We start from the raw sequence: 25,791 nt of genomic DNA, 5'->3' as shown, positions 1-25,791 counted from the left end.
AATAAAATAAATCTAAAGCAATATTATATGTCTGAGGCAACTGCGGATTCAAAAGAGAGAAAAGAAATTGAAGTATCAACAATCATTGTGCCTGAAAATAAAAATTATGAAAGTGAATCTTTGAAGTATGAGATAAAAATTCCAAATTGGCTGCTTGAAAATATTCAAAACTATGAACTATCAAATAATAAAAATGATTCTAATCAAGATCTTATAGTCAAAGCTTTCAAGCTTGCTTACCAAGCTCATAATGGACAACTTAGGGCAAGTGGTGAGCCATATATAATTCATCCAATTGCTGTTGCAGATCTTCTTAAAGAAATAGGGGCAAGTTCATCCGTTATTGCTGCTGGATTATTACATGATGTAGTTGAAGATACAGGAATAGCTCTTTCGGAGATAGAAATTAATTTTGGCTTAGAAGTAAAAGTACTTGTAGAGGGTGTAACTAAATTAGGTGGTATTCACTTTAATAATAGAACTGAAGCGCAAGCTGAAAATCTTAGAAAAATGTTCTTAGCCATGGCAAGTGACATCAGAGTTGTTTTAGTTAAACTTGCAGATCGACTTCATAATATGAGAACAATTCAATGGCTTAATGAAGAGAGAAAAGAGAGAATTGCAAGAGAAACGAGAGAAATATATGCACCTTTAGCAAACAGGTTAGGAATAAATAGATTCAAATGGGAATTAGAAGATTTGGCATTTAAATTTCTTGAACCAGATGAATATAAAAATTTAAAAGATCAAATTGTAGTTAAAAGAAGTGATAGAGAAAAAAGATTAGATAATACTCTAAATTTAATGAAAGAAAATTTAGTCTCATCAGGTTTAAAAAATTTTGAAATTACAGGAAGACCAAAACATCTTTACGGTATCTGGAGCAAAATGGAAAGACAGCAAAAACAATTTAGCGAGATTTATGACGTTGCTGCTTTAAGAATTATTGTTAGCAATTTAGATAGCTGTTATAAAGCTTTAGCAGTCGTTCATGATACTTTTAGACCAATCCCTGGAAGATTTAAAGATTACATAGGCTTACCAAAACCTAATGGCTACCAGTCCTTACATACTTCTGTTATTGGCAAACATAGGCCTATTGAAGTTCAAATCAGAACAACTTCAATGCATCAAATTGCAGAATTTGGAATAGCTGCACATTGGCAATATAAAGAAGGTGGTTCGCCTGCATCTAGTAATGCAGAGAGATTTAATTGGCTTAGACAACTAGTAGAATGGCAACAAGAAGGAAATGAGAAAGATCATAATGACTATTTAGCATCAATAAAAGAAGATTTATTCGATGAAGAAGTTTTTGTGATTACACCAAAAGGTGACGTTGTTGGTCTAAGGAAAGGATCTACTGCAATAGATTTTGCTTACAGAATACATTCAGAAATAGGTAACCATTGTAATGGGATAAGAATCAATGAAAAGCTATCTCCTCTATCTACATCACTACAAAATGGGGACTTTATAGAAATTTTGACTAATAATAATTCAACTCCAAGCCTAGACTGGTTGAATTTTGTAGTTACTCCAACCGCCAAAAATAGAATTCGGCAGTGGTATAAGAAAAGCCATAGAGATGAGACTATCAAGCGAGGGAAAGACCTACTTGAGAAAGAGATAGGTCGTAATGGATTTGAATCTTTACTTTCAAGTGATGCAATGCAAAAAGTTGCTCATCGATGCAATTTAAAGACAACAGAAGATCTTCTCGCATCATTAGGATTTGGTGGATTAACTTTGCATCAAGTATTAAATCGACTAAGAGAAGAAATTAAAATACAAACAGAAGAAATTAAAAATGAATCCAATGCTGAAATAGCAAAAACACTTGTCAATAAAAATAATTCAATAACAACTAAATCTCATGCAACTAATAAATCACCAATCTCTGGGGTCGAAGGCCTAGATTATAGAATCGGAAAATGCTGCAGTCCACTTCCCGGGGAGGAAATAATTGGAACTGTCTCTTTAGGTAATCATGGCATCACTATACATAGAAGAGATTGCGAGAACGTTCTCCCAATACCAATTGAGAGAAGATTACCTGTTGCATGGAACCAAGAGAATAAAGTTCTTGACAATAAGTTTCCAATTCAACTCAGAATAGAAGTTATAGATAGAGTAGGTGTCCTAAAAGATATTCTTATGAGATTATCTGATAAAGGAATAAATGTTAGTGATGCAAATGTAAAAACCGCTTTTGGTAAACCTGCCATAATTAATTTATGTGTTGGTCTAGAAAGTTATAGCCAACTCCACAAAACTATTGATCAAATTAAATCAATGGCTGATGTATTAGATATTGCGAGAGTAGGAATAAGTTAATTTAAACTCAAAATAACTTTACAATACTCTTTTTTTAATTTTTAATTTATATAGCAAAAAAATAATCATCCCAGAAATAGAAGCTAATAGTAATCCAACTAAAGCTGAACCCAGAATTAATTTTAATGAAAAAACCCTTCCTTGTTCCCATAATTCTTCTATCAATAAATTTTTATCTAAAACAATATCAGTAGGATTTCTTAGTAAGAATGAACCAACTTTATAATTGAAGAAATAGAGAGGTACATAAGTAAAAGGATTACTTATCCAAGTGCCAATTGCAGCAAGAAAAAGATTTCCTTTAGCAACTCTTGCTAAAAATAATCCTAATAAAGTTTGAAAACCAAAGAAAGGGAAGCAACCGCAAAAGACACCAACCGCGACTCCCTTTGCATTAAAAAATGGAGTCCCCTCTTGTTTCAAAAATAATGATAGAATTTTTTTAAAGTTAAGATTTTTTATCAACTTCATTCTGAGATCTCAATCAAAAAAGTTTTCTTTGATAAGCCTACTTAATTATCCATAACATAGTGAGAGATGGAATCAATTGTCGATACTGAAGATACAATAGCAGCAATAGCTTCGGCTATAAGTCTAGGTAAAGGAGGAATTGCAGTTATAAGAGTAACAGGGGAAGAAGCAATAAATTCCTGTAAAAATATCGTCGAAACAAAATCTAAATATGCTTGGGAGTCTCATAGAGTTTTTCATGGCTACGTTAAAGATAATTTAGAAAATAAATATATAGACGAAATTTTAATTTCAGTAATGCATTCTCCTAATAGTTTCACAGGAGAAGATGTTGTTGAGTTACATTGTCATGGGGGAGTAATTGTTGTGAATAAAGTAATGGATACATTATTATCAAACAATAATAAAGTGAGGATTGCGAATCCAGGAGAATTTAGTCAAAGAGCTTTTCTTAACGGCAAAATAGATTTAACTCAAGCAGAATCAATTAATCAATTAATTAATGCAAAAAATCTTAAATCAGCAGAGATAGCTTTTAATGGAGTAAAGGGGGAAATCAAGAAAAAGATTGATGTTATTAAAAATGATTTAATCGAACAATTATCAGAAATAGAAGCAAGAGTCGATTTTGAAGAGGATTTTTCAGATTTTAATTATCATGATTTTTCTAGGAGTATTAAAAATATAAAAGAAAAAATAGAAATTCTTATCGAAAATACAAAAAGGGGGGCATCAATTCATAATGGGATATCGATTGCTCTTATAGGCAAAACCAATGTTGGGAAAAGTTCTCTTTTAAATCTTCTCTCAAAAAAAGAAAAAGCTATAGTTACTAATATCCCAGGAACAACTAGAGATATGATTGAAGTCAATTTGACCATTAAAGATATCCCAATAAAATTAGTAGATACCGCTGGGATTAGAGACACAGATGAATATATAGAAAATATTGGAATAGAGAAAACCTTTGAAATGATTCAAAAATCAGATTATATTATTTATTTATACAGCCTAGAAGATGGATTTAATAAAGATGATGAGGAAATTATAAGCAAAATTCCACGAGAAAAATTAATAACTATTTTGGGAAATAAAAAAGATTTAATTGATTCAAAAAAAAATGATCAAAAAACTTTTTCATCAGACATCGTTTTAATGAGTATCAAAAATAATGAAGGTGAAAAAGATTTAGTCGACAAAATAGTTAAAAAATGTGGATCAAAAGAATTTGAAAATATAGATATATTTTTAAATGAAAGACAAATATCAAACCTGAGGGATTGCCTAAAAAATTTAAATGATACTGATCCAATAATTGCTAATCAATTACCTTTCGATTTATTATCGATTGAAGTTAGAGATGGGATAAAAAACTTATCTAGAATTACAGGTCAAGAATTAACTGAAGATCTACTAAATAATATTTTTTCTAAATTTTGCATAGGTAAATAAATTTTTAATTAAATGACATAAATATATAAAGTAAACTTTAAAAGTTAAAATAAAATTCATTATCTATTACAAGTTTTGTGGACTTTTACTCTCCAAACATATCTAGAATTATTGATTATTGGATTGAAGAAGATATCGGAAAAGGTGATCTTACATCTTCGGCAATTACAGAAAATATTGGAAAAGCCCATTGGTTAGCAAAGGAAAAAGGAATATTTTGTGGCGTTGAAATAATAAAGACAATTTTAAATAAAATTGATGAAAACATAGATTGTAGATTTTTTATTAAGGATGGCGAAACATTTTTGAAAGATCAAAAACTTCTGGAACTATGTGGACCCTCAAGAAGCCTATTGGCAAGTGAAAGAATAAGTCTCAATATATCTATGCATTTATCAGGAATATCGACTTATACAAAAAATATTGTAGATGTTTTAAAAGGTACAAATATAAAGTTAGCAGATACAAGAAAAACTACTCCTGGTTTGAGAATATTTGAAAAGTATGCTTTTAAATGTGGTGGAGGTATTAATCATAGAATGGGACTGTACGATGCTGCAATGATTAAAGAAAACCATATTGCATGGACTGATAACTTAAACAATGCAGTAAAAAAAATTAGATTGAATACTCCATTTACAACACATATTATTATTGAAGCTGAAAATATGAAGCAAGCAAAAGATGCAGTTCTAGCAGGTGCAGATAGTATTTTATTAGATGAATTTAATCCTGAATTGCTCGAAAAATGTATTAAAGAATTAAGAGAGTTATCAATAAATAGCTCTAAAAGAACAAAGAGAAATAACTTGATCATAGAGGTCTCTGGGATTAATCCAAGAGACATTAGTAACTATTTAATTGATGGAGTTGATTTCATATCGACAAGTTCTTCAATTACTAAAAGTAATTGGATTGATTTTAGTATGCGTTATATTAATTAAATGAATCGAATTGTACTTTAATAATTCATGCAGGTAATTTATCAAGAATTAACTAAAAGATTTGAAGAAACCCTTCTAGAAAGTCTTATAAAAAATGAGAAGAAAGAAGAATTTGAAAACATTCGTAAAAATCTAATAAATCAAGCATCAAAAGAAGAATTTGGTGATTATCAATGCAATATATGTCTAGTTTTATCTAAAATTTATAAAAGGAATCCACGAGAAATTGCAATTGAATTTGTTCAGAAACTAAAAGAAAACAAAGAGATATCTAATTTATGTGAAGCTTTAGAAATTGCGGGGCCAGGTTTTATAAATATAAAATTAAAAAATAATCTTTTAATTGCAAAAATAAAATCGAACATTAAATGCCCTAGAGCTGGTGTTCCATTATCAAATAATAATAGTCATTCCCAAAAAAAAGTTATCGTAGATTTTTCAAGTCCTAATATCGCTAAAGAAATGCATGTAGGTCATTTAAGATCAACAATTATAGGCGATTCGATTGCAAAAATTTTTGAATTAAGAGGATACACCGTACTCAGGTTAAATCATGTTGGAGATTGGGGTACTCAATTTGGAATGCTTATTACTCAGCTTAAAGATTTATATTCAAGTGATCTTAGAGAAATAGATAAGATCACAATTAGTGATTTAGTTGAATTTTATAAAGCTTCAAAAAAAAGATTTGATAATGAAACAGAATTTAAAAAAAGATCAAGAGAAGAGGTAGTTAAATTACAAAGTGGGGATAAAAAATCAATTAAAGCTTGGAAATTATTATGTAACCAATCAAGAAAAGAGTTCGATGAAATCTATAAAATATTGAATATAAAAATTAAGGAAAGAGGAGAATCTTTTTATAATCCCTTTCTAAAATCAATTATTGAAGATTTAACTTTTAAGAAGATTTTAGTAGAAGATCAAGGAGCTAAATGTGTTTTTCTTCATGGCATGACCAATAAAGAAGGTAATCCATTACCACTAATTATTAAAAAAAAAGACGGTGGATTCAATTATGCTACTACTGATCTTGCTGCTCTAAGATATCGATTTAGGAAGGAACCTCATGGGGATAATGCAACTAGAATTATTTATGTAACAGATCATGGTCAATCGAATCATTTTGCAGGAGTTTTTCAAGTAGCTAAAAGAGCTAATTGGATCCCTGAAGACTGTGAAGTGAATCACGTACCATTTGGACTAGTACAAGGAATTGATGGTAAAAAATTAAAAACAAGAGAAGGAGACATCATAAAACTAAAAGATTTATTATCAGAGTCAATTAAAAGAGCCAAAGAAGATCTCTTGAAAAGATTAGAGAAGGAAAGTCGTTTTGAAACTGAAGAGTTTATTTTAAATACTTCAAAAGTTATTGGAATTGGAGCAGTTAAATATGCTGATTTAAGCCAAAATAGAATAACAAATTATCAATTTAGTTTTGAAAAGATGCTTTCTTTAAATGGCAATACGGCGCCATATCTTTTATATACGCTTGTAAGAATTTCAGGAATTAATAGAAAAAATAATATGAATGAAGATGCTGTGAATTCGGAATCTATTGCATATAGCCATGATCTAGAGTGGAAACTAATAAGAAAATTACTTAAATTTGATGAGGTTATAGTTTCTATAGAAAAAGATTTGATGCCAAATAGACTCTGTAATTATCTTTTTGAATTATGTCAGTCGTTTAATCGATTTTATGATCAAGTATCTATTCTGAAGGTTGAAATGAATACAAAGATTTCAAGACTTACATTATGTGCTTTGACTGAAAAGACTTTAAAATTAAGTTTAGAACTTCTTGGAATTGATTCCTTAGAGAGAATGTAATGAGTGAATTTAATAAAATAAATAATCTTCCCCCTACTCCAAGAAAGGAAATAATAAATATGCAATCTTATTCTGCACCATTAGAAAACAGAAGAAATTTATTGCGTTTAGATTTTAATGAAAATACTTTAGGACCAAGTCAAAAAGTATATGAAGCCATCAAAGATATAAAGTTAAATCAAATTTCAATCTATCCAGAATATAACTTATTAAAAAATTTTCTATCTCATAACTACTATGAATCAAGGCAATTTGATTCTGAAGAAATAGGTTTATTTAATGGAGCTGATGCTGTAATAAATGCGATATTTCATTCTTTTGGCGATAGAGATGAAATATTCCTAACCACAAATCCGACTTTTGGATATTATTCACCTTGCTCGGAAATACAAGGAATGAAAAAAATAACTTGTTCCTACGAAGGAGAACACTTTCTTTTCCCAATCAAGAGATTTGAAGAAAAAATTATTAAACATAAACCTAAATTAATATTTATTTGTAATCCGAATAATCCTACTGGTACTGTTTTAAGTGCTCAAGAAATAATTAAATTAGCAAATCTGAACAAAAGTTCATTAATCGTCGTTGACGAACTTTATGAGAAATTTAACGGCGATAGTCTTCTTCCTAAAATAGATTTTCAAGAAATTAAAAATATAGTAATTATTCAATCACTTTCAAAAACTGCTGGTTTAGCTGGTTTACGAATTGGCTTTGCATTTGGAAATAAAAGCATAATCCAATATATCAATAAAGTCACGGGGCCATACGATGTGAACAGTTTTGCAGTTACTGCTGCATTAGCTGCTTTAAATGATAAATCTTATATAGATAATTATGTTACAGAAGTAAACAAAGCAAGATTATTTATTGAGAAAAAGTTTGAATCCTTATCAATAAGGACACATTTTGGTGCGGGAAATTATTTTTTAATTTGGCCAAATCAAAATCCCGAAATTTTGACAAGAAAAATGAGAGAAAGAGGTATCTTAATAAGAGAGATGAAAAATAAAAAAGATATTGAGAATTCTGTAAGGGTTAGCATAGGAACTCAAGAACAAATGCTTCGTTTCTGGAGTACTTATAAAGAACTAGATCTTAATAATTAATCTTTGAAAATATAAATAGTATTTTTATCAATTCTTTTTGAATTTATTTCAAAGTTTTTACCAAGATATTTAACTTTAAAATCTTGCATATTTTCAAGAAACAAATCAGAATTAGAAAAATCGCAATCATCAATATTTTTTTTATCTCTAATAAAATGAACAGGAATAACAATAGAAGGTTTTAAGGTTTTGACTATATCAGCGGCCTCTCTCCCATTATAAGATTTAAATCCTCCTCCTATTGAAATAAATAAAATATCTGGACGGGACAAAATAATTTGACTATTTATACTCATTTCACCAGCAGCTCCACCCATATGAACAATTTTTAAATTATTCTGTTCCCAAGTCCATACCGTAGCCATCCCTAATCTTCTTCCACCAACTCTATCATGAGGAACCTCAATTCCATTCAATAATATATTTTCGAATTGATAAACTCCAGGCTTTGAGAACATCAATTGATCTTTTGGATTATATCCTTCATCAGCTAATTTTGAACTAGCTAAAATAAAATCAGCGTTTACTCCTTTTGGCTCATTTAAATCACGAGCACAACCAATAGCCTTAAAGGGATTTAAAAGAATTGATTTTTCTCTACCTTTAATTAAAAAACTACCATGACCAAAACTTTTTAATAATAAATCACCTGCCAAAGCAGATGGTGGTATTAAAAATAAAAATAATATAAAAAGAAAAAATTTTTTTAGTTTGATAATATTCATGAGGAAAATTTATAATTTGATTTTACTTCTGTTCGGCCATCTTTAGAAAATTACTAATTAATTTATGACCAAATTGTGTTAAAACACTTTCTGGATGAAACTGCACGCCATGTAAATTTTTATATTTTTTATGAGAAATTGCCATAATAGTTGAATCCTCTAGAGTTGCAGTTATTTCAAAACAAGAAGGGAGAGAATCTGAATCTACTATAAGACTATGATATCTAGTAGCGACAAATGGACTTGCAATATCTTTGAATAATCCTTTTTTATTATGAATAATTTTTGAGGTCTTTCCATGCATTAATTCTTTACCAACTATTACTTTACCGCCATAAGCTTGAGCTAATGCTTGATGGCCTAAACAAACCCCTAATGTTGGAATTTCCTTTGATAAGTTTTGGAGAATTGGCAAACAGATACCAGATTGATCTGGATTCCCAGGACCAGGAGATAACAAAATACCATCCGGATTAATTTGACTTATTTCTTCTAAAGTGATTTCATCATTTCTTTTTACTAATAATTCTTTAGTTATATTATGATCTACAGAAAGCTCACCTAAGTATTGAACTAAGTTATAAGTGAAACTATCGTAATTATCAATAACTAGAAACATATCTTTTTCAATTTAAAATAATAACTTTATTTTAGGAATAAATAAGCTTAGACCAATAATAACAGAATTAATCGAAGCTAATAATACAGCACCGGCTGAACAGTCCTTTGCAATTTTAGCTAGATTGCTAAATTTTTTTTTAACAACTAGATCAACTAAAGATTCTATTGATGTATTTAATATTTCTAAAGCTAATACAGAAAACACAGTCAAGAGTAAAATTAAATAATCGGTTTTATTAATTTGAAGAATAGACCCTAGGAGTGCACTAAAAAGAGCAAAAATAACTTGAATTTGAAAATTTCTTGAATTTCTAAATGTATATTTGATCCCATTAAATGCATATCTAAAACTTATGAATACATTTCTAGATATTCTGTATGACTCTCTAATATTTTTTGAAAGTTTTGCTTTACTTTTCATTTATTATTTATTGATAAAAATTTGTTAATCTAATTTTGAAATTAAGTATTCTTGAAAATTTAACATATTATCTAATTCATTATCATCGTTATGTTCCCATCCCAAAAGATGTAAGAAACCATGACTTGCTAACCAAAGCATTTCTTTTTTAATAGAATGATCAAATTCTAGAGATTGTTGAAAAGCCATTTCTAATGATATAAATAAATCTCCCAACTCAATAAAATTTAAATTTTTAGTAGTATCTTCATCCGATATCATTGGGAAAGACAAAACATCAGTAGGTCCCGATTTATCCATCCACTTTTGATTAATAGAAGAAATTTCATTATTATTTATAATTTGTAAACTCAAAGAAAAAATTTTTTTATCAAAAATAAAGTTTGGGAAAGAAGTATTTTTTTCGCTTAAAATTATATTTATCCAACACAATAAGACTTCTTCCCAAAAAGAAGATTCAAAAATAAGATTACCTGGCTGATATAGAAAAGGATCCGATAAGTTGGAAAAATCATTACATTTAAAAACCAAATCTATTTGTAAGGAAGCATTATCTTTTTGATACATACTTTTTTAAACAGGCATATGAGGTTTACCTAAAGTAGCTATTAAAATTAAAAGTCCCATCAAAATTAAGAAAGTAATTGAAAAATGAGAAATACTTTTAGAACCCTTCCTCACCATATTTCTCATGGCTAGTTTTATAAAGCTAGGAGGAGAAACTTTTTTTTCTAAATTATCGTTTTTATTTGGCATGAATTTATTGAACAGATTCTTTAGAAGAAATATTCATGCGTAATAATTCATGAATAAATTGATCTAATCCCCCATTAAGAACACCATCTAAATCATTAGTCTCTTTCATAGTTCTTAAATCTTTAACCATTTGGTAAGGATGAAAAACATAATTCCTAATTTGATTACCCCATGCAGCTTCAACAATATCACCTTTAATATCAGATATTTCAGCTGCTCTTTGTTCTTTAGCTATTACTAATAATTTAGCTTTAAGCAATAACATTGCTTTCTCTTTGTTTTGTAACTGAGATCTTTCTTGAGTACATCTTACAGCGATTCCCGAGGGTAAATGTAAAATCCTTACTGCTGTTTCTACTTTATTCACGTTTTGTCCTCCAGCCCCACCTGATCTGCTAGTTGTAATTTCTAAATCTTTATCAGGAATCTCTAGTGAAATACTTTGATCTAATTTAGGCATTACCTCAACTCCAGCAAAACTAGTTTGTCTTTTACCATTAGCATTAAATGGTGAAATCCTTACTAATCTATGAGTACCTTTTTCATTTTGAAGATAACCATAAGCATATTTACCATTAACTTCAAAAGTAACGCTTTTAATACCTGCTTCTTCTCCATTAGATAAGTCAGTAATTTCTAAACTCATACCATTATTATCCGCCCACCTTGAATACATTCTTAATAATATTTCTACCCAATCTTGTGCATCAGTACCACCTGCTCCAGCATTAATAGAGACAATAGCAGACTCTTTATCATATTCACCAGATAACAATCTTTGGAATTCCCACTTGTCTAAATTCTCTCTTAAAGTTACCAAACCTAAATGCGATTCAACAATCATTTCTTCTTCAGGATCTAAGGAATAAAGCTCAAGAGAAGCTTCAGCATCAGCAATCAAAATTTTCCATTTATCTAATAATTGAAGTTGATCTCTAACATCATCAAGATTAAGCATATGTTTCTTTGCTGCCGCCTGATTAATCCAGAAATCTGGTTCTGCCGCAATTTGCTCTAACTCTTTTCTCTTGGCTACTAAACTGGGGACGTCAAAGACAATCCTGAGCATTGCCCAGGCGCTCAGTTAACTCTGAAAGATCTTTCTTAAATTCTGTAATATCTATCAAAATAGAATTTAATTGTTATTTATAATCTAACAAGCACTTTTATTTAATAGTATAAAGTAAATAATATTTAAAAAAATGTCTACAGTTGAAATTTATACTTGGCGATTTTGCCCATTCTGCATAAGGGCAAAATCCTTACTAGAGAAAAAAAATATTACTTTTACAGAACATAAAATAGATGGCGATGATGATGCAAGGGAACTTATGACGAAGAGAGCTAATGGTAAAAGAACAGTTCCTCAAATCTTTATTAATAATAAAAGTATTGGTGGTTGTGACGAACTTTATGAATTAGAAAAAGAAGAGAAACTAGACTTATTACTGAATTAGATAATATGAAATTTCTATTTGTAGTCGACCCAATAAAAAATATAAATCCTTTAAAAGATTCATCTGCCGCATTAATGCAGGCTTCTTCTAAGAAAAAGATAAAAGTTTGGACTTGCACTCCTCAAGATTTAGAGGCAAGAGGGGATGAAGTATGGGCATCTTCTTTTAGAGCTGAAGTGATTCCGTGGGTTTCGTTTAAGGAAAATAAATGTATCCCCCTTGCTGAATTTAATTGTATTTGGATGAGAAAAGATCCCCCTGTAAATGAGGGATATTTATATGCAACACATCTTTTAGAAGTTGCCGAAAGAAAAGGAGTAAAAGTTATAAATAAACCTTCCTCATTACGTGCTTGGAACGAAAAACTAGGAGCATTGAGATACAGCCATTTGATGGCCCCAACAATAGTTGCAAGTAAAGTAAAAGATCTTATTAATTTTGCACAAATTAATGATGATGTTGTTGTGAAACCACTTGGGGGGAAAGGAGGTCAAGGCGTAATTCGTCTAAATAAGGATTCTCCAGGTATTAAAGCAATGATTGAATTAATAACATCACAAGAAGAATTACCAGTAATGATGCAAAAATTTATTCCCGAAGTAAACAAAGGGGATAAAAGAATAATTATTGTTAACGGCGAGCCAATTGGATCCATTAATAGAATTCCTCAAGGGGGTGATTTTAGGAGTAATTTAGCTATGGGAGGTAAAGCAGAAAAAACAAATCTAACAGCTAAAGAAAAAAAAATTTGTACTGAGTTATCTCAACACTTCAAAGATGAAGGGTTATTCTTTGTTGGTATAGATGTAATCAATGAGATGCTTAGTGAAATTAATGTAACAAGTCCAACAGGATTAAGAGAGATAGAAAATTTATCTAATAAAAAAGTTTCAGATCAAGTTATTGAAAAACTATTAGAGATTATTTAGTGGTTTTGGCAATAAATATTTGCTTTACTAAAGATGTAAATTTAAGTTTAATCTCTTCAATTTCTTTGCTCGCGATAGAACCTTTTACTATACCAGAACCTGCAGTAAATTCTAGACTTTGATCAATATAACGTGCTCCTCTAATGGCTACTCTGAATTCTGAATTTCCTTCAGAATCTACCCAACCCATTGGCGAAGCATAATTTCCCCTAGAAAATGATTCAAGTGTATTTATCCAATTCATCGCTTTCTTTTTAGGAGACCCACAGACGGCAGGAGATGGATGCAAAATTCTCAGCAAATCAAAAGGGCATACGTTATCAATTTTTGAATAAATCAAAGTTTGTAAATGCGAAATATCACCAAAAGAAGCTACCTTTAATGAACTTTTTTTGTAGTTATTAATCCTCAAAACCTCCAAACATTGAATCAAATAATTTATTACATAATTATGTTCTTTTATATCTTTAGGGCTTTCTAAAAGAGAATCCGGATTTAAATCATTTGATGATGTACCAGCAATAGCTTCTAAAATTAAATTAGGCTTATTAAGAGAAAATAATTTTTCTGGTGATGCTCCAAACATAATATCTTTACTGTTTCTTCTCCAAACATATCTACAAGTATTTGGCTGATTAGTTTTTAATTTTTTTAAAATTTCTAATAAATTTAATTTTGTTTTAAGTTCTATTTTGACTCTTGAAGCTAAAACAATCTTTTCAAGGATACCTTCCTCTACTAATTCAATTCCCTTATTTACTAATTGCTTAAGATTACTATTAGTTAATTCTAAAGAATTCATAAAATGATTAATCTTGTGATAATCAAAAATATTCTTACTTTTTTGATCTTTGGAATATAAAATTTGATCCCTTATTGACCAAAGTTCTTCAATTAACGTCCTCAAGGAAGATTTACCCTCTACAGAAGAGTTTATTCTTAACCAACAATTATTTTTGTTTTTAATAATCAAAATCTTAGGTAAAATAGCCTCTAAACTAGGAACATCAAATAACGAATATTTTTTATTTAAATTTTCTGAGAAAGAAAAAAAATAAATTATTTTTGAAAGTGCAGAGGTGTTAGATTCATCAGTCAAATTAATTAAATTATTAAAGTTCTCAAAATTAAATTCTTTCGCTACTTGAAATTTTTTAGGGCCTTCTAAAGTTAGATATTTACATTTATCAATAGCAATATATGACATTTTATTATCCTCTTCCCAAAAAGAAGAAAAAGAATATTTATCTATAAAAAATTCATATACATCAAATAAATCAACACAAGGTATCTCAATACAAACACTTACCAAGCCTGAATTTATCCCTTTCTTATCGAAATTGGAAAAAACACCCTTTAAAAAATCTGAAAAGTTTAAATTATTTTTCATCACTTATTGAAAATAACTAAAAAACATGTATTAAAGTAAAAAATGTAACTCAATTTATAAACTATATTTAATAATTATAGTTTTTATTAACTCCATTAAAAATGAATGAAAGAAATAAAAGTTTATGGAAACAAGCAATAAAATGGCCACTTTATTCCGTTGCAATTTTACCAGTTTTTATTTCAGGAGCTTATACCCTCAACTCTTTTAAAAATATCAAAATATCTAACTTAATAGCATTCACAATAGCTGCAATATTAATACTCATTTGGGAAAATCTAACTAATGATTTATTTGATTCAGAAACAGGAATTGATGAATTTAAATTCCATTCCATAGTCAACCTTGTTCGAAGTAAAAAAATAATTTCAACTATCGCATATACATCTCTATTGATTGGGTTATTGGTAATTGCCATAATTTCAATATCGACAAGCATAAATGTCATGATATTGGTAGTCTCATGCTGCTTCTTAGGATATTTATATCAAGGACCACCTTTTCGTTTGGGATACCAAGGTTTGGGAGAGCCATTATGCTGGTTAGCTTTTGGGCCCTTAACTTACTCCGCTGCTTTAATTGCACTCAACCCATCAGATATATATACGATTACTATCCCTTGGAAAGATTCATTTTTACTTGGTTCAGGATCTTCATTAGCAACAACTCTAATACTATTTTGCTCTCATTTTCATCAAATCGAAGAAGATAAAAAACATGGTAAAAATTCACCTTTAGTACGTTTAGGCCCAAAAAAAGGAGCCAAACTAATACCATGGATAGTTTTTATAGTTTATTTTTTCCAACTTTTTATAATTATTAATGGATTTATTCCCATACTTTGTATTCTTTTTCTTATTAGTTTGCCACAATCAATAAAGCTTATAACTTTATTGAAATCTTCATATAACAAACCTGAAGTAATAAAAAATTGTAAATTTATTGCGGTCAAATTTCAAACTCTAAATGGAATTGGATTAATAGCAGGATTAATTATTGATTACTTGATTAATAAATGAACTTAACTTTTAAAAAAAAATCTTTTTTATTTAAATTATCTTCTAAGGTAGAAAATTCAAAGACAACATTTAAAAATAAATCTGGGTGGATAATTAAATTAAAAAATGTTGAGAAAGGTGTTGGTTTTGGGGAAGTAAATCCTTTAAGTAATAAAGATTTAGTTAAATGTCAAATAGAATTAAATAAGATTCCTAAATATATTAATTCAAAAAATATATCGGAACTGATAAATACCTTTCACCCATGTATTCAATCAGCAATTAATTCTGCGTTAGCTGAAATCGAAAGAAAAATAATTTTCAAAGAAAATTATTTCTTTAATGCAATTGATCAAACAGCTATACTTTTAAATCCTAATAACGCTTTGCAAGAATTAAAAAAATTGAAAGAGAATAAACTATTAAAAGGGAAATTACTTACAATAAAATGGAAAGTAGCTATATATGACAATGCCTCTGAAGAAAAAACTCTAATTCAGATATTAAATCAATTAACAAGTAATATTAAATTAAGAATAGATGCAAATGGCTCTTGGGAGAGGGGAATAGCGAATAGATGGGTAGATATTCTTAAAGATATTAAAAACATAGATTGGTTGGAACAACCTCTTTCTAAAGATGATATTGAGGGTTTAAGGGAAATTAATAAAAGGATGCCCATAGCTTTGGATGAATCACTATTAAAATATCCACATTTGATTAATGAATGGGATGGTTGGCAGATTAGAAGACCTTCCCAAGAAAAGAATCCGATGCATCTTTTAGAAGAGTTAAAAAATAAAAAAGGTTTTAGATCCTTAAGTACTTCTTTTGAAACAGGAATAGGTAATAGATGGCTTTTTCATTTATCCTCTTTACAGTTATTGGGACCAACTCCAAAAGTTCCTGGTTTGGCTTTAAAAAAAAATCCCAATTCTTTTCTTTTTCTAAATAAGGCACAAAAGATATGGGATCAACTATGAAAAACAAAATTCATATTATTGAAGTTGAAAATAATGAAAAAGAATCTACGAAGAAAATTCTTAAAAACATTAAGGAAAAGAAAATAATTTACATAAAAAATAGATCTCACGAATATGAAGAAATATATAAGGCTATTAATATAAGAGGACCAGCAGTTATCTTAAATAGCAGTGGCAGTAGTGGAAAGCCTAGAAAATGTATTCATAAATTAGAAAATCTCTATTCGTCTGCTAAGGCATCTGGAATTTGGCTTGAACGACAAGGATTTAAATTAAAACACTGTTTAGTTTTTAATACTTTGCCGTTAAATCATATCAGTGGATTGATGCCGCTTTTTAGAAGTCAAATTTGGGATTGTGAACATATCAATATTTCCCCAGCATTAATTAAAAACCCCAAGGAATTAGTAGTCTTCACTAATAAGATAAAAAAAGATAAACATCATCTTATAACTTCATTAGTTCCAATACAATTAAAAAGACTTTTATCTGAAAAAAATGGAATTGATTGGTTAAAAATTTTTGATTTAATATGGATTGGTGGTGCATCTCTATCTATTGAAACTTCTCGAAAGTGCAGATTCGAAAAAATAAATTTAGCACCCTGTTACGGATCAACTGAAACTGCCGCTATGGTGACAAGCTTAAAACCTAAAGAATTTTTAGAAGGGCTTGATAATGTTGGGGAAATATTAACTGATATAAAATTAAGAATTAGTAAAAATGGTTTAATCCAAATTCAATCAGACAGAATAGGAATTGAATTGCTGGAATCATATCAAACTAAAAATTTCAAAGATAAAAATGGGTGGTGGGAAAGCAGTGATTCCGGAGAAATCCAAAAATTGAATAATTCTCTGTATTTGAAATTTATTCGAAGAACAGATAATGCTTTTAATTCTGGAGGGGAAATAGTTTTTCCAGAAGTCATTAAATTACGATTAAATGAATTTATCCTAAATAAAAAAATTCCAATAGAAAATTTCATAATTTCCAACATACCTAATAAAGAATGGGGAAATAAAATGGTAATCATTATTAATTTCAAAAAACAAACTGATAAAACAAATATTGAATATTCATTAAAACTATTAAAAAACTTTTCTAAAAATTGGCCTAAACATGAGAGGCCGAAAAATTGGATTATTGGTAAACCTAAAAAAGATGATATTAAAAATTCAAATTACATGTTTACAAAATTATAAATAATAATTAGCACTCTTTTAAATGAGTATTTATATTCGAAGCCTCTATCCATCTCTCGAGTTGATCAGGTAATTTAACCTTCAATTTTGAATTCATATCTAAAGAGCAATGGATAATTTTTCCCTCTGCAACTTTAATTTCATCCTTAAGAAATAATGTATTTACTTGAAACAAATGGTTGCTAATTTTTTTTGGAAAGATCTTAACTGTAAGTAAATCCCCAAGCTTTATGGGTAATAAAAAGTTAGCTTCACAATTAACTATGGGTAATATATTTTGATTTTCATGAGAATGACAAGAAGGAAAAATCACTTGATGCGAGATACCATAAATATCTATACTTTCTTCCCAGCTTTCATGGGCCCATCTTAAAAGGTTATGAAAATGTATTACTCCAGCCGAGTCACAATCTCCAAACCTTACTTTTCTTTTCAATATTAACCAACTATGAGGGTTCATTAAAAGATTTACCTATCTACAGAACCCATGATCACATCGATTGAGCCAAGTATTGCCATAATATCTGCTATTTTAGCTCCCTTTAGAATGTGAGGTAATATTTGCAGATTATTTAAATCAGCAGCTCTAATTTTGAATCTCCAAGGTGTAACTTCATTATTTCCCTGAATAAAAACGCCTATTTCACCTTTCCCAGATTCTAATCTTGTATATAATTCTCCATTAGGAATCTTAAAAGTTGGTGCTACTTTCTTAGCTACATATTGATAGTCAATGCCAAAAATATCACTTTTTTTATCATCTGTAGCCATACGTTTAGCTTCTAAATTTTCCGTTGGACCACCAGGAATCATTTCGCAGGCTTGACGAATAATTTTTAATGATTGCCTCATTTCTTCAACTCTTACTCGGTATCTGGCATAACAATCGCCTTCTTTTTCTGAAGCGATTTTCCAGTCAAAATCGTCATAACATTCGTAATTATCAACTTTTCTTAAATCCCAAGAGACTCCAGAGGCCCTAAGCATTGGTCCAGAAAGTGACCAATTAATTGCTTGATCTCTTTCTATAGTGCCAAGACCTTCTATTCTTTTTTTGAATATAGGATTATTTGTTATTAATTTTTCGTATTCGTCAATCTTTGGCGCGAACCAGTCACAAAAGTCAATGCATTTTTCTAACCACCCGTAAGGCAAATCACATGCCACACCTCCTATTCTGAAAAAATTATTATTTATTAATCTTTGTCCCGTAGCAGCTTCCCAAAGGTCATAAATCATCTCTCTTTCTCTAAATATATAAAAGAATGGAGTTTGAGCTCCCACATCTGCTAAAAATGGTCCAAGCCATAAAAGATGATTTGCAATTCTGTTAAGCTCCAACATTAGTACTCTTATGTAGCTCGCTCTTTTTGGGACAGAAATATTTGCTAATCTTTCAGGGGCATTTACTACAATAGCTTCATAAAACATTCCAGCTGCATAATCCATTCTGCTGACATAAGGAACATACATAACGTTTGTCCTGTTTTCAGCTATTTTTTCCATCCCCCTATGCAAATAACCAATTACGGGTTCACAATCTATTACATTCTCTCCATCGAGGGTTACGACTAACCTCAAAACTCCATGCATAGATGGATGATGAGGGCCAAAGTTGACCACCATCGGTTCTGTTCTAGTCTCTAGTTGAGCCATTAATAATTTAACCTCTATTTAAATCTTAGTAGAAAGTTATGCAAACTGACCTTTCTAATTCATCTTTGTTCAATCATAAGTCAGTGATGACAGATGAAATTTTATATTCTATAGATCAATATCCATTTATATCAGACAATAAACTAACAGCTATAGATGCGACTTTAGGCGGTGGTGGGCACTCATATCAATTATTAAAAAAATATCCTGATTTAAAAATAATTGGATTAGACCACGATCCAATCGCAAGGGAATCAGCACTTAATAAACTTGAAGAATTCAAATCGAGGATTGAAATAATTCCTTCAAATTTTTCTAACTTTGAGCCAAAAGAAAAAGTTTCTTTTGTGATAGCAGATCTTGGAGTAAATAGTAATCAAATAGATAGCCCGGAAAGAGGATTTAGTTTTCAAAAAGATGGTCCTTTAGATATGCGAATGAATCCTTTAATTAAGATGAATGCGGAGAACTTAATTGAGACTTTAAGTGAAAAAGATCTGGCTGATTTAATTTTTAAATTTGGTGATGAAAGATTATCACGAAAGATTTCGAGGAAAATTAAAAAAGATTTAAAAGAAAAAGGTAAATATTCAGGAACAAAAGATTTAGCATATTCAATTGCTGGTTGTTTCCCGCCCAAACAAAGATATCGAAAAATTCATCCTGCAACTAGAACATTCCAAGCACTTAGAATAGCTGTAAATAACGAGATTGAAGCATTAGAAAAATTTCTAAAGATTGCTCCTGATTGGCTATTGACTGGGGGAATAATTTCAATTATTAGCTTTCATTCAATAGAGGATCGGTTGGTGAAAAATTCTTTTAAAGGTGATTACAGATTAAAAAATCTTACAAAAAAACCAATTACACCTAATAAAAAAGAAATTGAAAATAATAAAAGATCTCGAAGTGCAAAATTAAGAATTGCTCAATTGAAATAATTAAGCCCTATCGCAATAAATTAATAGTATCTGTAATTATCTGAATTGAATTTTCTATATCTTCTGAAGTAGTCATCAATCCAATACTTAATCTTAATGAGGCTTCTGCTTCTTTAAAAGATCTTCCTAGAGCTAGTAATACATGCGAAGGTTCACCATTACCACAAGCTGATCCACTAGAACAAATTATTTTAGATTTCAGAGTTTTATGCAATTTTGAACCGTTTACATCAAGAACTGTCAGATTCAAATTATGAGGGAGCCTTTCTTTCATTGAACCATTAATTTCCACGCCAGAATTATTAACTAACAAGCCATGTAAAAGTTTATCTCTATAAAAAAGAAATTTTTCGGCATTCTTTTTTTGATTAAAAACAGCTATTTCGATTGCTTTAGTAAAACCTACAATCAAAGCTAATGGTAATGTTCCAGATCTCAATCCAAATTCTTGCCCTCCTCCAAAAAATAAAGGTTGGAGCTCAATATCCCTATCTATCAAAAGTAAACCTACACCTTTTGGGCCATATATTTTATGGGAGCTTATCGTTAACATATTCGCTACTGAATCAAGATTATCTAACTCGAGACTACCTAAACATTGTGCATAATCAGAATGGAGAATTATCTCTCTTGATTTGCAAATTTCTGAAATTTCTTTCAAAGGCTGAATAACTCCTATTTCATTATTAGCCATCATGATACTTACCAAAAATGTGTCATCTCTTATAAAGCTCATAAATTTTTCCTTTGAAATTAAACCATCTTTTTCTGGAGTAATTGCAGTAATATGAAATCCTTCTTTTCTTAATTGATCTAGAGGCTCTAATACAGCTTTATGTTCAGTTTTTAGAGTAATAATATGGCCATAGCTCTTTGTTTCTTTATAAAAATTTCTTGCAAAACCTAGCAAAGCTAAATTATTAGATTCGGTTGCTCCACTAGTAAAAATTACTTTCTTTTTTTTTAAACACAAATATTCTTGTATTTTTTCTCTTGAAACTTCTAATATGGCACTTGCATTAATGCCTGCTAAATTCGATTTACTTGAGGTATTTGCAAATATTTCTCTCCAATAGGGTGACATAGAATTTACAACATCCTCTAAACAAGGTGTTGAGGATTGATAATCTAGTAGTATAGGAGAAGAAAACATGATATTTATTATATAAAATTATTATTAGGCTAAAGAAAATTTAATTCAAAATTTAAAAATGAACGATACTAATCAAATCAATAATGACACAATTCGAAAATCAAAAATTTTATTGGTAGATGATGAGCCAGGTTTAAGAACAGCTGTAAAAACATTTCTCGAAGACGAAGGATTTGAAATCTCTATTGCGGTAGACGGAGAGGATGGATGGGAAAAAGCACAAACAATTTTTCCAGACCTCATTATTAGCGATATTATGATGCCTAGATCAAATGGTTACGCCCTATTAGAAAAAATAAGAGAAGATGAAAAGCTAGGAGGCACGCCAGTGATTTTTCTGACAGCGAAGGGAATGACTTTGGATAGAACTCAGGGATACCTCGCTGGCATTGATGATTATATTGCTAAACCCTTTGATCCAGATGAATTATCTGCAAGAGTTAAAAATGTAATTAATAGGCAAGAGAGATTACTCAAAGAAGCAGCAAGATTTGCCGATATTGATGTAAGCAAAATGGCAAAACAAATCACTGAAATTAAATCTATGCTTACAGATCAGAATCCACTAAATCAAGAAAATTCAATAGATATCCCCAACTTTACTCCAAGAGAAGCAAGTGTACTCCAGCTTGTGGCAGAGGGTCTCATGAACAAAGAAATTGCCAGAAAACTTGAAACCTCTATCAGAAATGTTGAGAAATACGTAAGCAGGCTGTTTATTAAAACAAGTACATCTAGCAGAACCGAATTAGTCCGTTATGCGCTTGAAAATCATTTAGTAAAATAATTTATTACAACTTCTTAAATTCAATTAATTTAGAAAAATAAAATGGGGCTTGATTCAATTTTTTTTGAACGACAGTAAAACCTTTCTCATTAGCAGCATTAATGATTCCTTTTTCACTTAATGTATAGGCTCTAGTGGTTTTACTTGGCCCAGGGAACAACTTCCCGATATTCTTTAATAGAGCTAAAATTGGTGTATAAGGAGCAAAACTAACTATTAGCTTTTCTTTGCTCAAGTCACATAAATGTCTGACCATTTCTTCAGCAACTGGTTGAGGATAATGAATAAATACATCCAAACAAATAACAACATCAAACAACCCTTTTAACTTTTCAAGATCACTCGTTAAAAACTTTATTTTTCTTTGACTTAGCCCTAATTCATTAATACGTGACTTTGTTTCTTTTATCATTTCAGAAGATATATCACTGACCTGCAAATCTTTTATCCCAAGTCTTAGTAGAGGTATAGCTAAACTCCCAACACCGCAACCAGCATCGCAAAAAGTCTTACTTTTTAAATCAGGGTAGTTTTTTACATATGAGATAACGTCATCAACTGTCTTTTGATGACCTTTTCTAATGTTTTTCTGTACCGTATTGATTTCTTCTGATTTACTATAAATTTTTCTCCATCGATCAAAACCAGTCCCGTTGAAATACTCCTTAACTTCGTTTTTTTCAAGATTTTTATTAGACGTCATAACAATTCATACAAAATTAGTCTTTTTAATACTAACTAACTAGCGCGCAGGTAATTGCACGTCATTATAAGAAAAGAATTGATTTGTTATTTTGTCAGACTTGAATTCCAGCAATATTTCTAAAGTTGCGGTAGTAATGGGAAGTGATTCAGATCTAAAAACTTTGAAACCTTCAGTTGATATATTGCATGAATTTGGAATAGAAACAGAAGTTTGTATACTTTCAGCACATCGAACCCCAATTGAAATGATGGAATATGCAAAAAAGGCAGAATCAAAAAATATAAAGGTTATTGTAGCTGGAGCTGGTGGGGCTGCTCACTTGCCTGGGATGTTAGCTTCACTAACATGTATTCCCGTTATAGGGGTGCCCGTAGAAAGTAAAACTCTGAAAGGAATCGACTCCCTATTATCAATTGTTCAAATGCCTGCAGGAATTCCAGTAGCAACAGTAGCCATAAACGGAGCAAAAAATGCTGGGCTTTTAGCAATTCAAATCCTTTGTTTATTTGACGAAGGTTTAAGGATAAAAATGAAAAAATTTAGAGATAATCTGCATGCACAAGTAAGAACTAAAAACAGTAAATTATTTACTTTAGGGACTGATAATTATCTAAAAACTTACTAAAAAATTTTTATAAATTAAACATTTGCAAGTAAATTCTTTTCTCTAAGATAATTTATAACTGTTTCAACAGAATCATTTAAATCTAAAGAACCTGTATCAACACTTATTTCTGGATTAATAGGGGGCTCGTATGGACTAGATATACCTGTAAATTCTTTAATTTCTCCTGAGCGTGCCTTTTTATACAAACCTTTAGTATCTCTACTCTCACAAATATCAATGTTTGCAGAACAATATACTTCAATAAAATCCTTTGAACCAATAATTTCTCTAACCTTATTTCTATCACTAATGAAAGGTGAGACGAATGCTGTAATGGTTATGATTCCGGCATCCATAAATAAATTAGCAACTTCACCGATTCTTCTTATATTTTCTTCTCTATCTTTGTCAGAAAATCCGAGATCCTTACATAAACCATGTCTGATATTATCTCCATCTAGTACATAAGTTGACAAACGATCAAAGTGTAAAATCTCGTTTACTGCATTGGCTAAGGTACTTTTCCCAGACCCTGATAACCCTGTGAACCAAATAACTATTCCTCTATGACCTCTCATTTTTTCTAACTTATTTCTATCAATGGTTAAGTTATGCCATTTTATATTTTTTCCTGAATTTCTCTGATTTAGTTCCTTCATCTTGTAAGTTTTCAAATGTAGAAAACTATTTTAACTCTTCACTTATAAATTTTGAAATCCTTCATTGCGAAGAAACTCAATTGATTTGGATACCATATCTCCCTGTAATTGAATATCTTCTCCTATTACAGTTCCTCCAGTACCACAAAACACTTTGATTTTTTTTAGAAATTCTTTAACTTCTTTTTCATTTCTAATTCCTAAACCTTTGATCAAAGTTACGGTTTTACCTTTTTTACCTTTTTTTTGTTTTGAGATATTTATTTTTGATATATTTCTAAAACTATCTTCTTTAGGCTTTTCTTGGTAACTATTTTCCTCATTAACAAACTCAATCCAATTTTTTTTTCCCATTATTTTTTATATATTCTATAGTTAGTTAATACTTATACTATAGAAAATTGGTAAGTACAATTTCCCGTCATGATCAAAATAAGAATAACGATTATTTGAATCAACCTTCGAAGGAAGGCAGGTTTGGAAAGTATGGAGGTCAATATGTCCCTGAAACTTTAATGCCAGCTCTTTTTGAACTCGAAAAAGCCGCATCTGATGCCTGGAAAGATAAACAATTTGTTGATGAATTAAATCATTTATTGAAAACTTATGTCGGGAGAGAGACACCACTATATGAAGCCAAAAGACTTACTGAACATTACCAAACGAAAACCTGTACTAGTAGAATATGGCTAAAAAGAGAGGACCTTAATCATACTGGTGCTCACAAAATCAATAACGCATTAGGACAAGCTTTATTAGCCATAAGAATGGGCAAGGAAAGAATAATTGCGGAAACAGGTGCTGGGCAACACGGAGTAGCAACTGCTACTGTATGCGCGAGATTCGGTTTGAAATGCATTATCTACATGGGAGCGGAAGATATAAAAAGACAATCATTAAACGTCTTTCGCATGAAACTTTTAGGAGCAGAAGTTAAAGTTGTCACTTCAGGTACTGCAACTCTCAAAGATGCGACTAGTGAAGCTATTAGAGATTGGGTATCCAATGTAGAAACTACACACTATATTTTAGGTTCTGTTGCGGGACCACATCCATTCCCAATGATTGTTAGGGATTTTCATGCAGTCATAGGAGAAGAAGCGAAAAAACAATGTGTAGAATCGTTTGGATCACTACCTGATATATTGCTTGCTTGTGTGGGTGGAGGATCAAATGCAATGGGTCTTTTTCATCCCTTTGTAAAAGAAAAATCAGTCCGACTAATTGGAGTTGAAGCTGCAGGAAGCGGAGTCAACACTGACAAACATGCCGCTACTATTACTAAAGGATCAGTTGGAATTTTACATGGATCAATGAGCCTTCTTTTACAAGATAAGAACGGTCAAGTTCAAGAAGCACATTCTATAAGCGCAGGTCTTGATTATCCCGGGGTAGGTCCTGAACATAGTTACTTAAAAGATATAGGAAGAGCAGAATATGGCTCTGTTACTGATACAGAAGCTTTAAATGCTTTGAAACTTGTTAGTGAACTAGAAGGGATTATTCCTGCACTCGAAACAGCTCATGCCTTTGCTTGGCTGGAGAAATTATGTCCTACTCTAGAAAAAAATACAGAAATAGTAATTAATTGTTCAGGCAGAGGAGATAAAGATGTTAATACTGTTGCATCATCTTTGGATATTTAGTA

General features: G+C 30.3%; 28 protein-coding genes. 14 read left to right on the top strand and 14 right to left on the bottom strand.

Going from position 1 to position 25,791, the window contains the following annotated elements:
• Nucleotides 1-27: 27 nt before the first annotated feature.
• Entirely contained in the window at nucleotides 28-2,337 is a 2,310-nt protein-coding gene (locus P9515_RS01075; RefSeq protein ID WP_011819543.1) for a RelA/SpoT family protein, read from the top strand.
• Between the two features lie 18 nt (nucleotides 2,338-2,355).
• Here the strand turns inward: P9515_RS01075 and P9515_RS01070 are convergent, their stop codons facing one another.
• Nucleotides 2,356-2,808, bottom strand: a complete 453-nt coding sequence (locus P9515_RS01070) for a DUF2062 domain-containing protein (protein WP_011819542.1) — start codon at nucleotides 2,806-2,808, stop codon at nucleotides 2,356-2,358.
• A 66-nt stretch (nucleotides 2,809-2,874) separates the two neighbouring features.
• Here P9515_RS01070 and mnmE point away from each other — a divergent pair, with 66 nt between their 5' ends.
• The 4 genes from mnmE to P9515_RS01050 all read left to right on the top strand — a co-directional run bounded on the left by mnmE (nucleotide 2,875) and on the right by P9515_RS01050 (nucleotide 8,149).
• A complete protein-coding gene (mnmE, locus tag P9515_RS01065; protein ID WP_011819541.1) occupies nucleotides 2,875-4,260 on the top strand; it encodes a tRNA uridine-5-carboxymethylaminomethyl(34) synthesis GTPase MnmE in 1,386 nt (461 codons plus the stop codon).
• 77 nt (nucleotides 4,261-4,337) lie between these two features.
• Nucleotides 4,338-5,204 (top strand): carboxylating nicotinate-nucleotide diphosphorylase, encoded by an 867-nt coding sequence (gene nadC, locus P9515_RS01060; RefSeq protein WP_011819540.1) that lies wholly within the window; start codon nucleotides 4,338-4,340, stop codon nucleotides 5,202-5,204.
• Between the two features lie 27 nt (nucleotides 5,205-5,231).
• Nucleotides 5,232-7,040: an arginine--tRNA ligase gene (gene argS / locus P9515_RS01055; RefSeq protein WP_011819539.1), complete on the top strand. Its 1,809-nt coding sequence runs from the start codon at nucleotides 5,232-5,234 to the stop codon at nucleotides 7,038-7,040.
• Complete coding sequence (locus P9515_RS01050) at nucleotides 7,040-8,149, top strand: pyridoxal phosphate-dependent aminotransferase (RefSeq protein WP_011819538.1); 1,110 nt, start codon at nucleotides 7,040-7,042, stop codon at nucleotides 8,147-8,149. Before argS ends, P9515_RS01050 begins: the two co-directional genes overlap by 1 nt.
• Here the strand turns inward: P9515_RS01050 and P9515_RS01045 are convergent.
• The 6 genes from P9515_RS01045 to prfB form a co-directional block, all read right to left on the bottom strand.
• Nucleotides 8,146-8,874: an MBL fold metallo-hydrolase gene (locus tag P9515_RS01045; protein ID WP_011819537.1), complete on the bottom strand. Its 729-nt coding sequence runs from the start codon at nucleotides 8,872-8,874 to the stop codon at nucleotides 8,146-8,148. The two genes, P9515_RS01050 and P9515_RS01045, sit on opposite strands and share 4 nt — an antisense overlap.
• A gap of 22 nt (nucleotides 8,875-8,896) precedes the next feature.
• Nucleotides 8,897-9,493: an anthranilate synthase component II gene (locus tag P9515_RS01040; RefSeq protein WP_011819536.1), complete on the bottom strand. Its 597-nt coding sequence runs from the start codon at nucleotides 9,491-9,493 to the stop codon at nucleotides 8,897-8,899.
• Nucleotides 9,494-9,505: 12 nt separating this feature from the next.
• On the bottom strand, nucleotides 9,506-9,916 hold the full coding sequence (locus P9515_RS01035; protein WP_011819535.1) for a diacylglycerol kinase family protein: 411 nt from the start codon (nucleotides 9,914-9,916) through the stop codon (nucleotides 9,506-9,508).
• A gap of 24 nt (nucleotides 9,917-9,940) precedes the next feature.
• Nucleotides 9,941-10,483, bottom strand: coding sequence for an rRNA maturation RNase YbeY (ybeY, locus tag P9515_RS01030; protein WP_041710542.1), 543 nt, complete (start codon nucleotides 10,481-10,483; stop codon nucleotides 9,941-9,943).
• Nucleotides 10,484-10,489: 6 nt separating this feature from the next.
• Nucleotides 10,490-10,672, bottom strand: a complete 183-nt coding sequence (locus P9515_RS01025; protein ID WP_011819533.1) for a DUF3285 domain-containing protein — start codon at nucleotides 10,670-10,672, stop codon at nucleotides 10,490-10,492.
• Nucleotides 10,673-10,676: 4 nt separating this feature from the next.
• Nucleotides 10,677-11,799, bottom strand: a protein-coding gene (prfB, locus tag P9515_RS01020; RefSeq protein WP_144038774.1) for a peptide chain release factor 2 whose coding sequence is annotated in 2 segments (ribosomal slippage) — nucleotides 10,677-11,723 and nucleotides 11,725-11,799 — 1,122 coding nt in all. Because the reading frame shifts where the segments join, the coding sequence is not laid out codon by codon here.
• Between the two features lie 75 nt (nucleotides 11,800-11,874).
• Between prfB and grxC the strand changes: the two genes are divergently transcribed.
• Both grxC and gshB read left to right on the top strand, forming a co-directional pair.
• Nucleotides 11,875-12,129 (top strand): glutaredoxin 3, encoded by a 255-nt coding sequence (grxC, locus tag P9515_RS01015; RefSeq protein WP_011819531.1) that lies wholly within the window; start codon nucleotides 11,875-11,877, stop codon nucleotides 12,127-12,129.
• Nucleotides 12,130-12,134: 5 nt separating this feature from the next.
• The gene (gene gshB, locus P9515_RS01010; protein WP_011819530.1) at nucleotides 12,135-13,058 is read left to right on the top strand and encodes a glutathione synthase; all 924 of its coding nucleotides are present in this window, start codon (nucleotides 12,135-12,137) and stop codon (nucleotides 13,056-13,058) included.
• Here gshB and P9515_RS01005 read toward each other — a convergent pair.
• Nucleotides 13,051-14,448: an isochorismate synthase gene (locus P9515_RS01005; RefSeq protein ID WP_011819529.1), complete on the bottom strand. Its 1,398-nt coding sequence runs from the start codon at nucleotides 14,446-14,448 to the stop codon at nucleotides 13,051-13,053. The genes gshB and P9515_RS01005 overlap by 8 nt on opposite strands.
• 101 nt (nucleotides 14,449-14,549) lie before the next feature.
• On the opposite strand from P9515_RS01005, the gene menA reads away from it, so the two are divergent.
• From menA to P9515_RS00990, 3 genes are read left to right on the top strand one after another with little or no spacing between them, the layout of a single operon-like run.
• Nucleotides 14,550-15,467 carry a 2-carboxy-1,4-naphthoquinone phytyltransferase gene (gene menA / locus P9515_RS01000; protein WP_011819528.1) on the top strand — a complete coding sequence of 306 codons (918 nt, stop codon included), beginning with the start codon at nucleotides 14,550-14,552 and terminating at the stop codon, nucleotides 15,465-15,467.
• The gene (locus tag P9515_RS00995; RefSeq protein ID WP_011819527.1) at nucleotides 15,464-16,429 is read left to right on the top strand and encodes an o-succinylbenzoate synthase; all 966 of its coding nucleotides are present in this window, start codon (nucleotides 15,464-15,466) and stop codon (nucleotides 16,427-16,429) included. Before menA ends, P9515_RS00995 begins: the two co-directional genes overlap by 4 nt.
• Nucleotides 16,426-17,634: an AMP-binding protein gene (locus P9515_RS00990; RefSeq protein ID WP_011819526.1), complete on the top strand. Its 1,209-nt coding sequence runs from the start codon at nucleotides 16,426-16,428 to the stop codon at nucleotides 17,632-17,634. Before P9515_RS00995 ends, P9515_RS00990 begins: the two co-directional genes overlap by 4 nt.
• Nucleotides 17,635-17,641: 7 nt before the next feature.
• Here P9515_RS00990 and P9515_RS00985 read toward each other — a convergent pair whose 3' ends face one another.
• Nucleotides 17,642-18,094: an acyl-CoA thioesterase gene (locus tag P9515_RS00985; RefSeq protein ID WP_011819525.1), complete on the bottom strand. Its 453-nt coding sequence runs from the start codon at nucleotides 18,092-18,094 to the stop codon at nucleotides 17,642-17,644.
• Nucleotides 18,095-18,102: 8 nt separating this feature from the next.
• Nucleotides 18,103-19,290 carry an NAD(P)H-quinone oxidoreductase subunit H gene (locus tag P9515_RS00980; protein ID WP_011819524.1) on the bottom strand — a complete coding sequence of 396 codons (1,188 nt, stop codon included), beginning with the start codon at nucleotides 19,288-19,290 and terminating at the stop codon, nucleotides 18,103-18,105.
• Nucleotides 19,291-19,328: 38 nt separating this feature from the next.
• Between P9515_RS00980 and rsmH the strand changes: the two genes are divergently transcribed.
• The gene (gene rsmH, locus P9515_RS00975; protein WP_011819523.1) at nucleotides 19,329-20,231 is read left to right on the top strand and encodes a 16S rRNA (cytosine(1402)-N(4))-methyltransferase RsmH; all 903 of its coding nucleotides are present in this window, start codon (nucleotides 19,329-19,331) and stop codon (nucleotides 20,229-20,231) included.
• A gap of 7 nt (nucleotides 20,232-20,238) precedes the next feature.
• Here rsmH and P9515_RS00970 read toward each other — a convergent pair whose 3' ends face one another.
• A complete protein-coding gene (locus P9515_RS00970; protein ID WP_011819522.1) occupies nucleotides 20,239-21,384 on the bottom strand; it encodes a cysteine desulfurase family protein in 1,146 nt (381 codons plus the stop codon).
• A gap of 58 nt (nucleotides 21,385-21,442) precedes the next feature.
• Here P9515_RS00970 and P9515_RS00965 point away from each other — a divergent pair, with 58 nt between their 5' ends.
• Nucleotides 21,443-22,171: a response regulator transcription factor gene (locus P9515_RS00965; protein WP_011819521.1), complete on the top strand. Its 729-nt coding sequence runs from the start codon at nucleotides 21,443-21,445 to the stop codon at nucleotides 22,169-22,171.
• 4 nt (nucleotides 22,172-22,175) lie between these two features.
• Here P9515_RS00965 and bchM read toward each other — a convergent pair whose 3' ends face one another.
• Complete coding sequence (gene bchM / locus P9515_RS00960) at nucleotides 22,176-22,874, bottom strand: magnesium protoporphyrin IX methyltransferase (protein ID WP_011819520.1); 699 nt, start codon at nucleotides 22,872-22,874, stop codon at nucleotides 22,176-22,178.
• Nucleotides 22,875-22,965: 91 nt separating this feature from the next.
• Between bchM and purE the strand changes: the two genes are divergently transcribed.
• A complete protein-coding gene (purE, locus tag P9515_RS00955; RefSeq protein WP_041710541.1) occupies nucleotides 22,966-23,502 on the top strand; it encodes a 5-(carboxyamino)imidazole ribonucleotide mutase in 537 nt (178 codons plus the stop codon).
• A gap of 14 nt (nucleotides 23,503-23,516) precedes the next feature.
• On the opposite strand, the gene cysC is transcribed toward purE, so the two are convergent.
• Complete coding sequence (cysC, locus tag P9515_RS00950; protein WP_011819518.1) at nucleotides 23,517-24,143, bottom strand: adenylyl-sulfate kinase; 627 nt, start codon at nucleotides 24,141-24,143, stop codon at nucleotides 23,517-23,519.
• 42 nt (nucleotides 24,144-24,185) lie between these two features.
• On the bottom strand, nucleotides 24,186-24,497 hold the full coding sequence (locus P9515_RS00945) for an SUI1 family translation initiation factor (protein ID WP_011819517.1): 312 nt from the start codon (nucleotides 24,495-24,497) through the stop codon (nucleotides 24,186-24,188).
• Between the two features lie 47 nt (nucleotides 24,498-24,544).
• On the opposite strand from P9515_RS00945, the gene trpB reads away from it, so the two are divergent.
• Nucleotides 24,545-25,789, top strand: a complete 1,245-nt coding sequence (gene trpB / locus P9515_RS00940; RefSeq protein ID WP_011819516.1) for a tryptophan synthase subunit beta — start codon at nucleotides 24,545-24,547, stop codon at nucleotides 25,787-25,789.
• The last annotated feature ends 2 nt before the right edge of the window (nucleotides 25,790-25,791 follow it).

The sequence above is a fragment of the Prochlorococcus marinus str. MIT 9515 genome (assembly GCF_000015665.1).
GTDB classification, from domain to species: domain Bacteria; phylum Cyanobacteriota; class Cyanobacteriia; order PCC-6307; family Cyanobiaceae; genus Prochlorococcus_A; species Prochlorococcus_A marinus_P.
The sequence above is the reverse complement of the archived record's forward strand: the minus strand, read 5'-3'. Positions and strand labels throughout refer to the sequence as shown.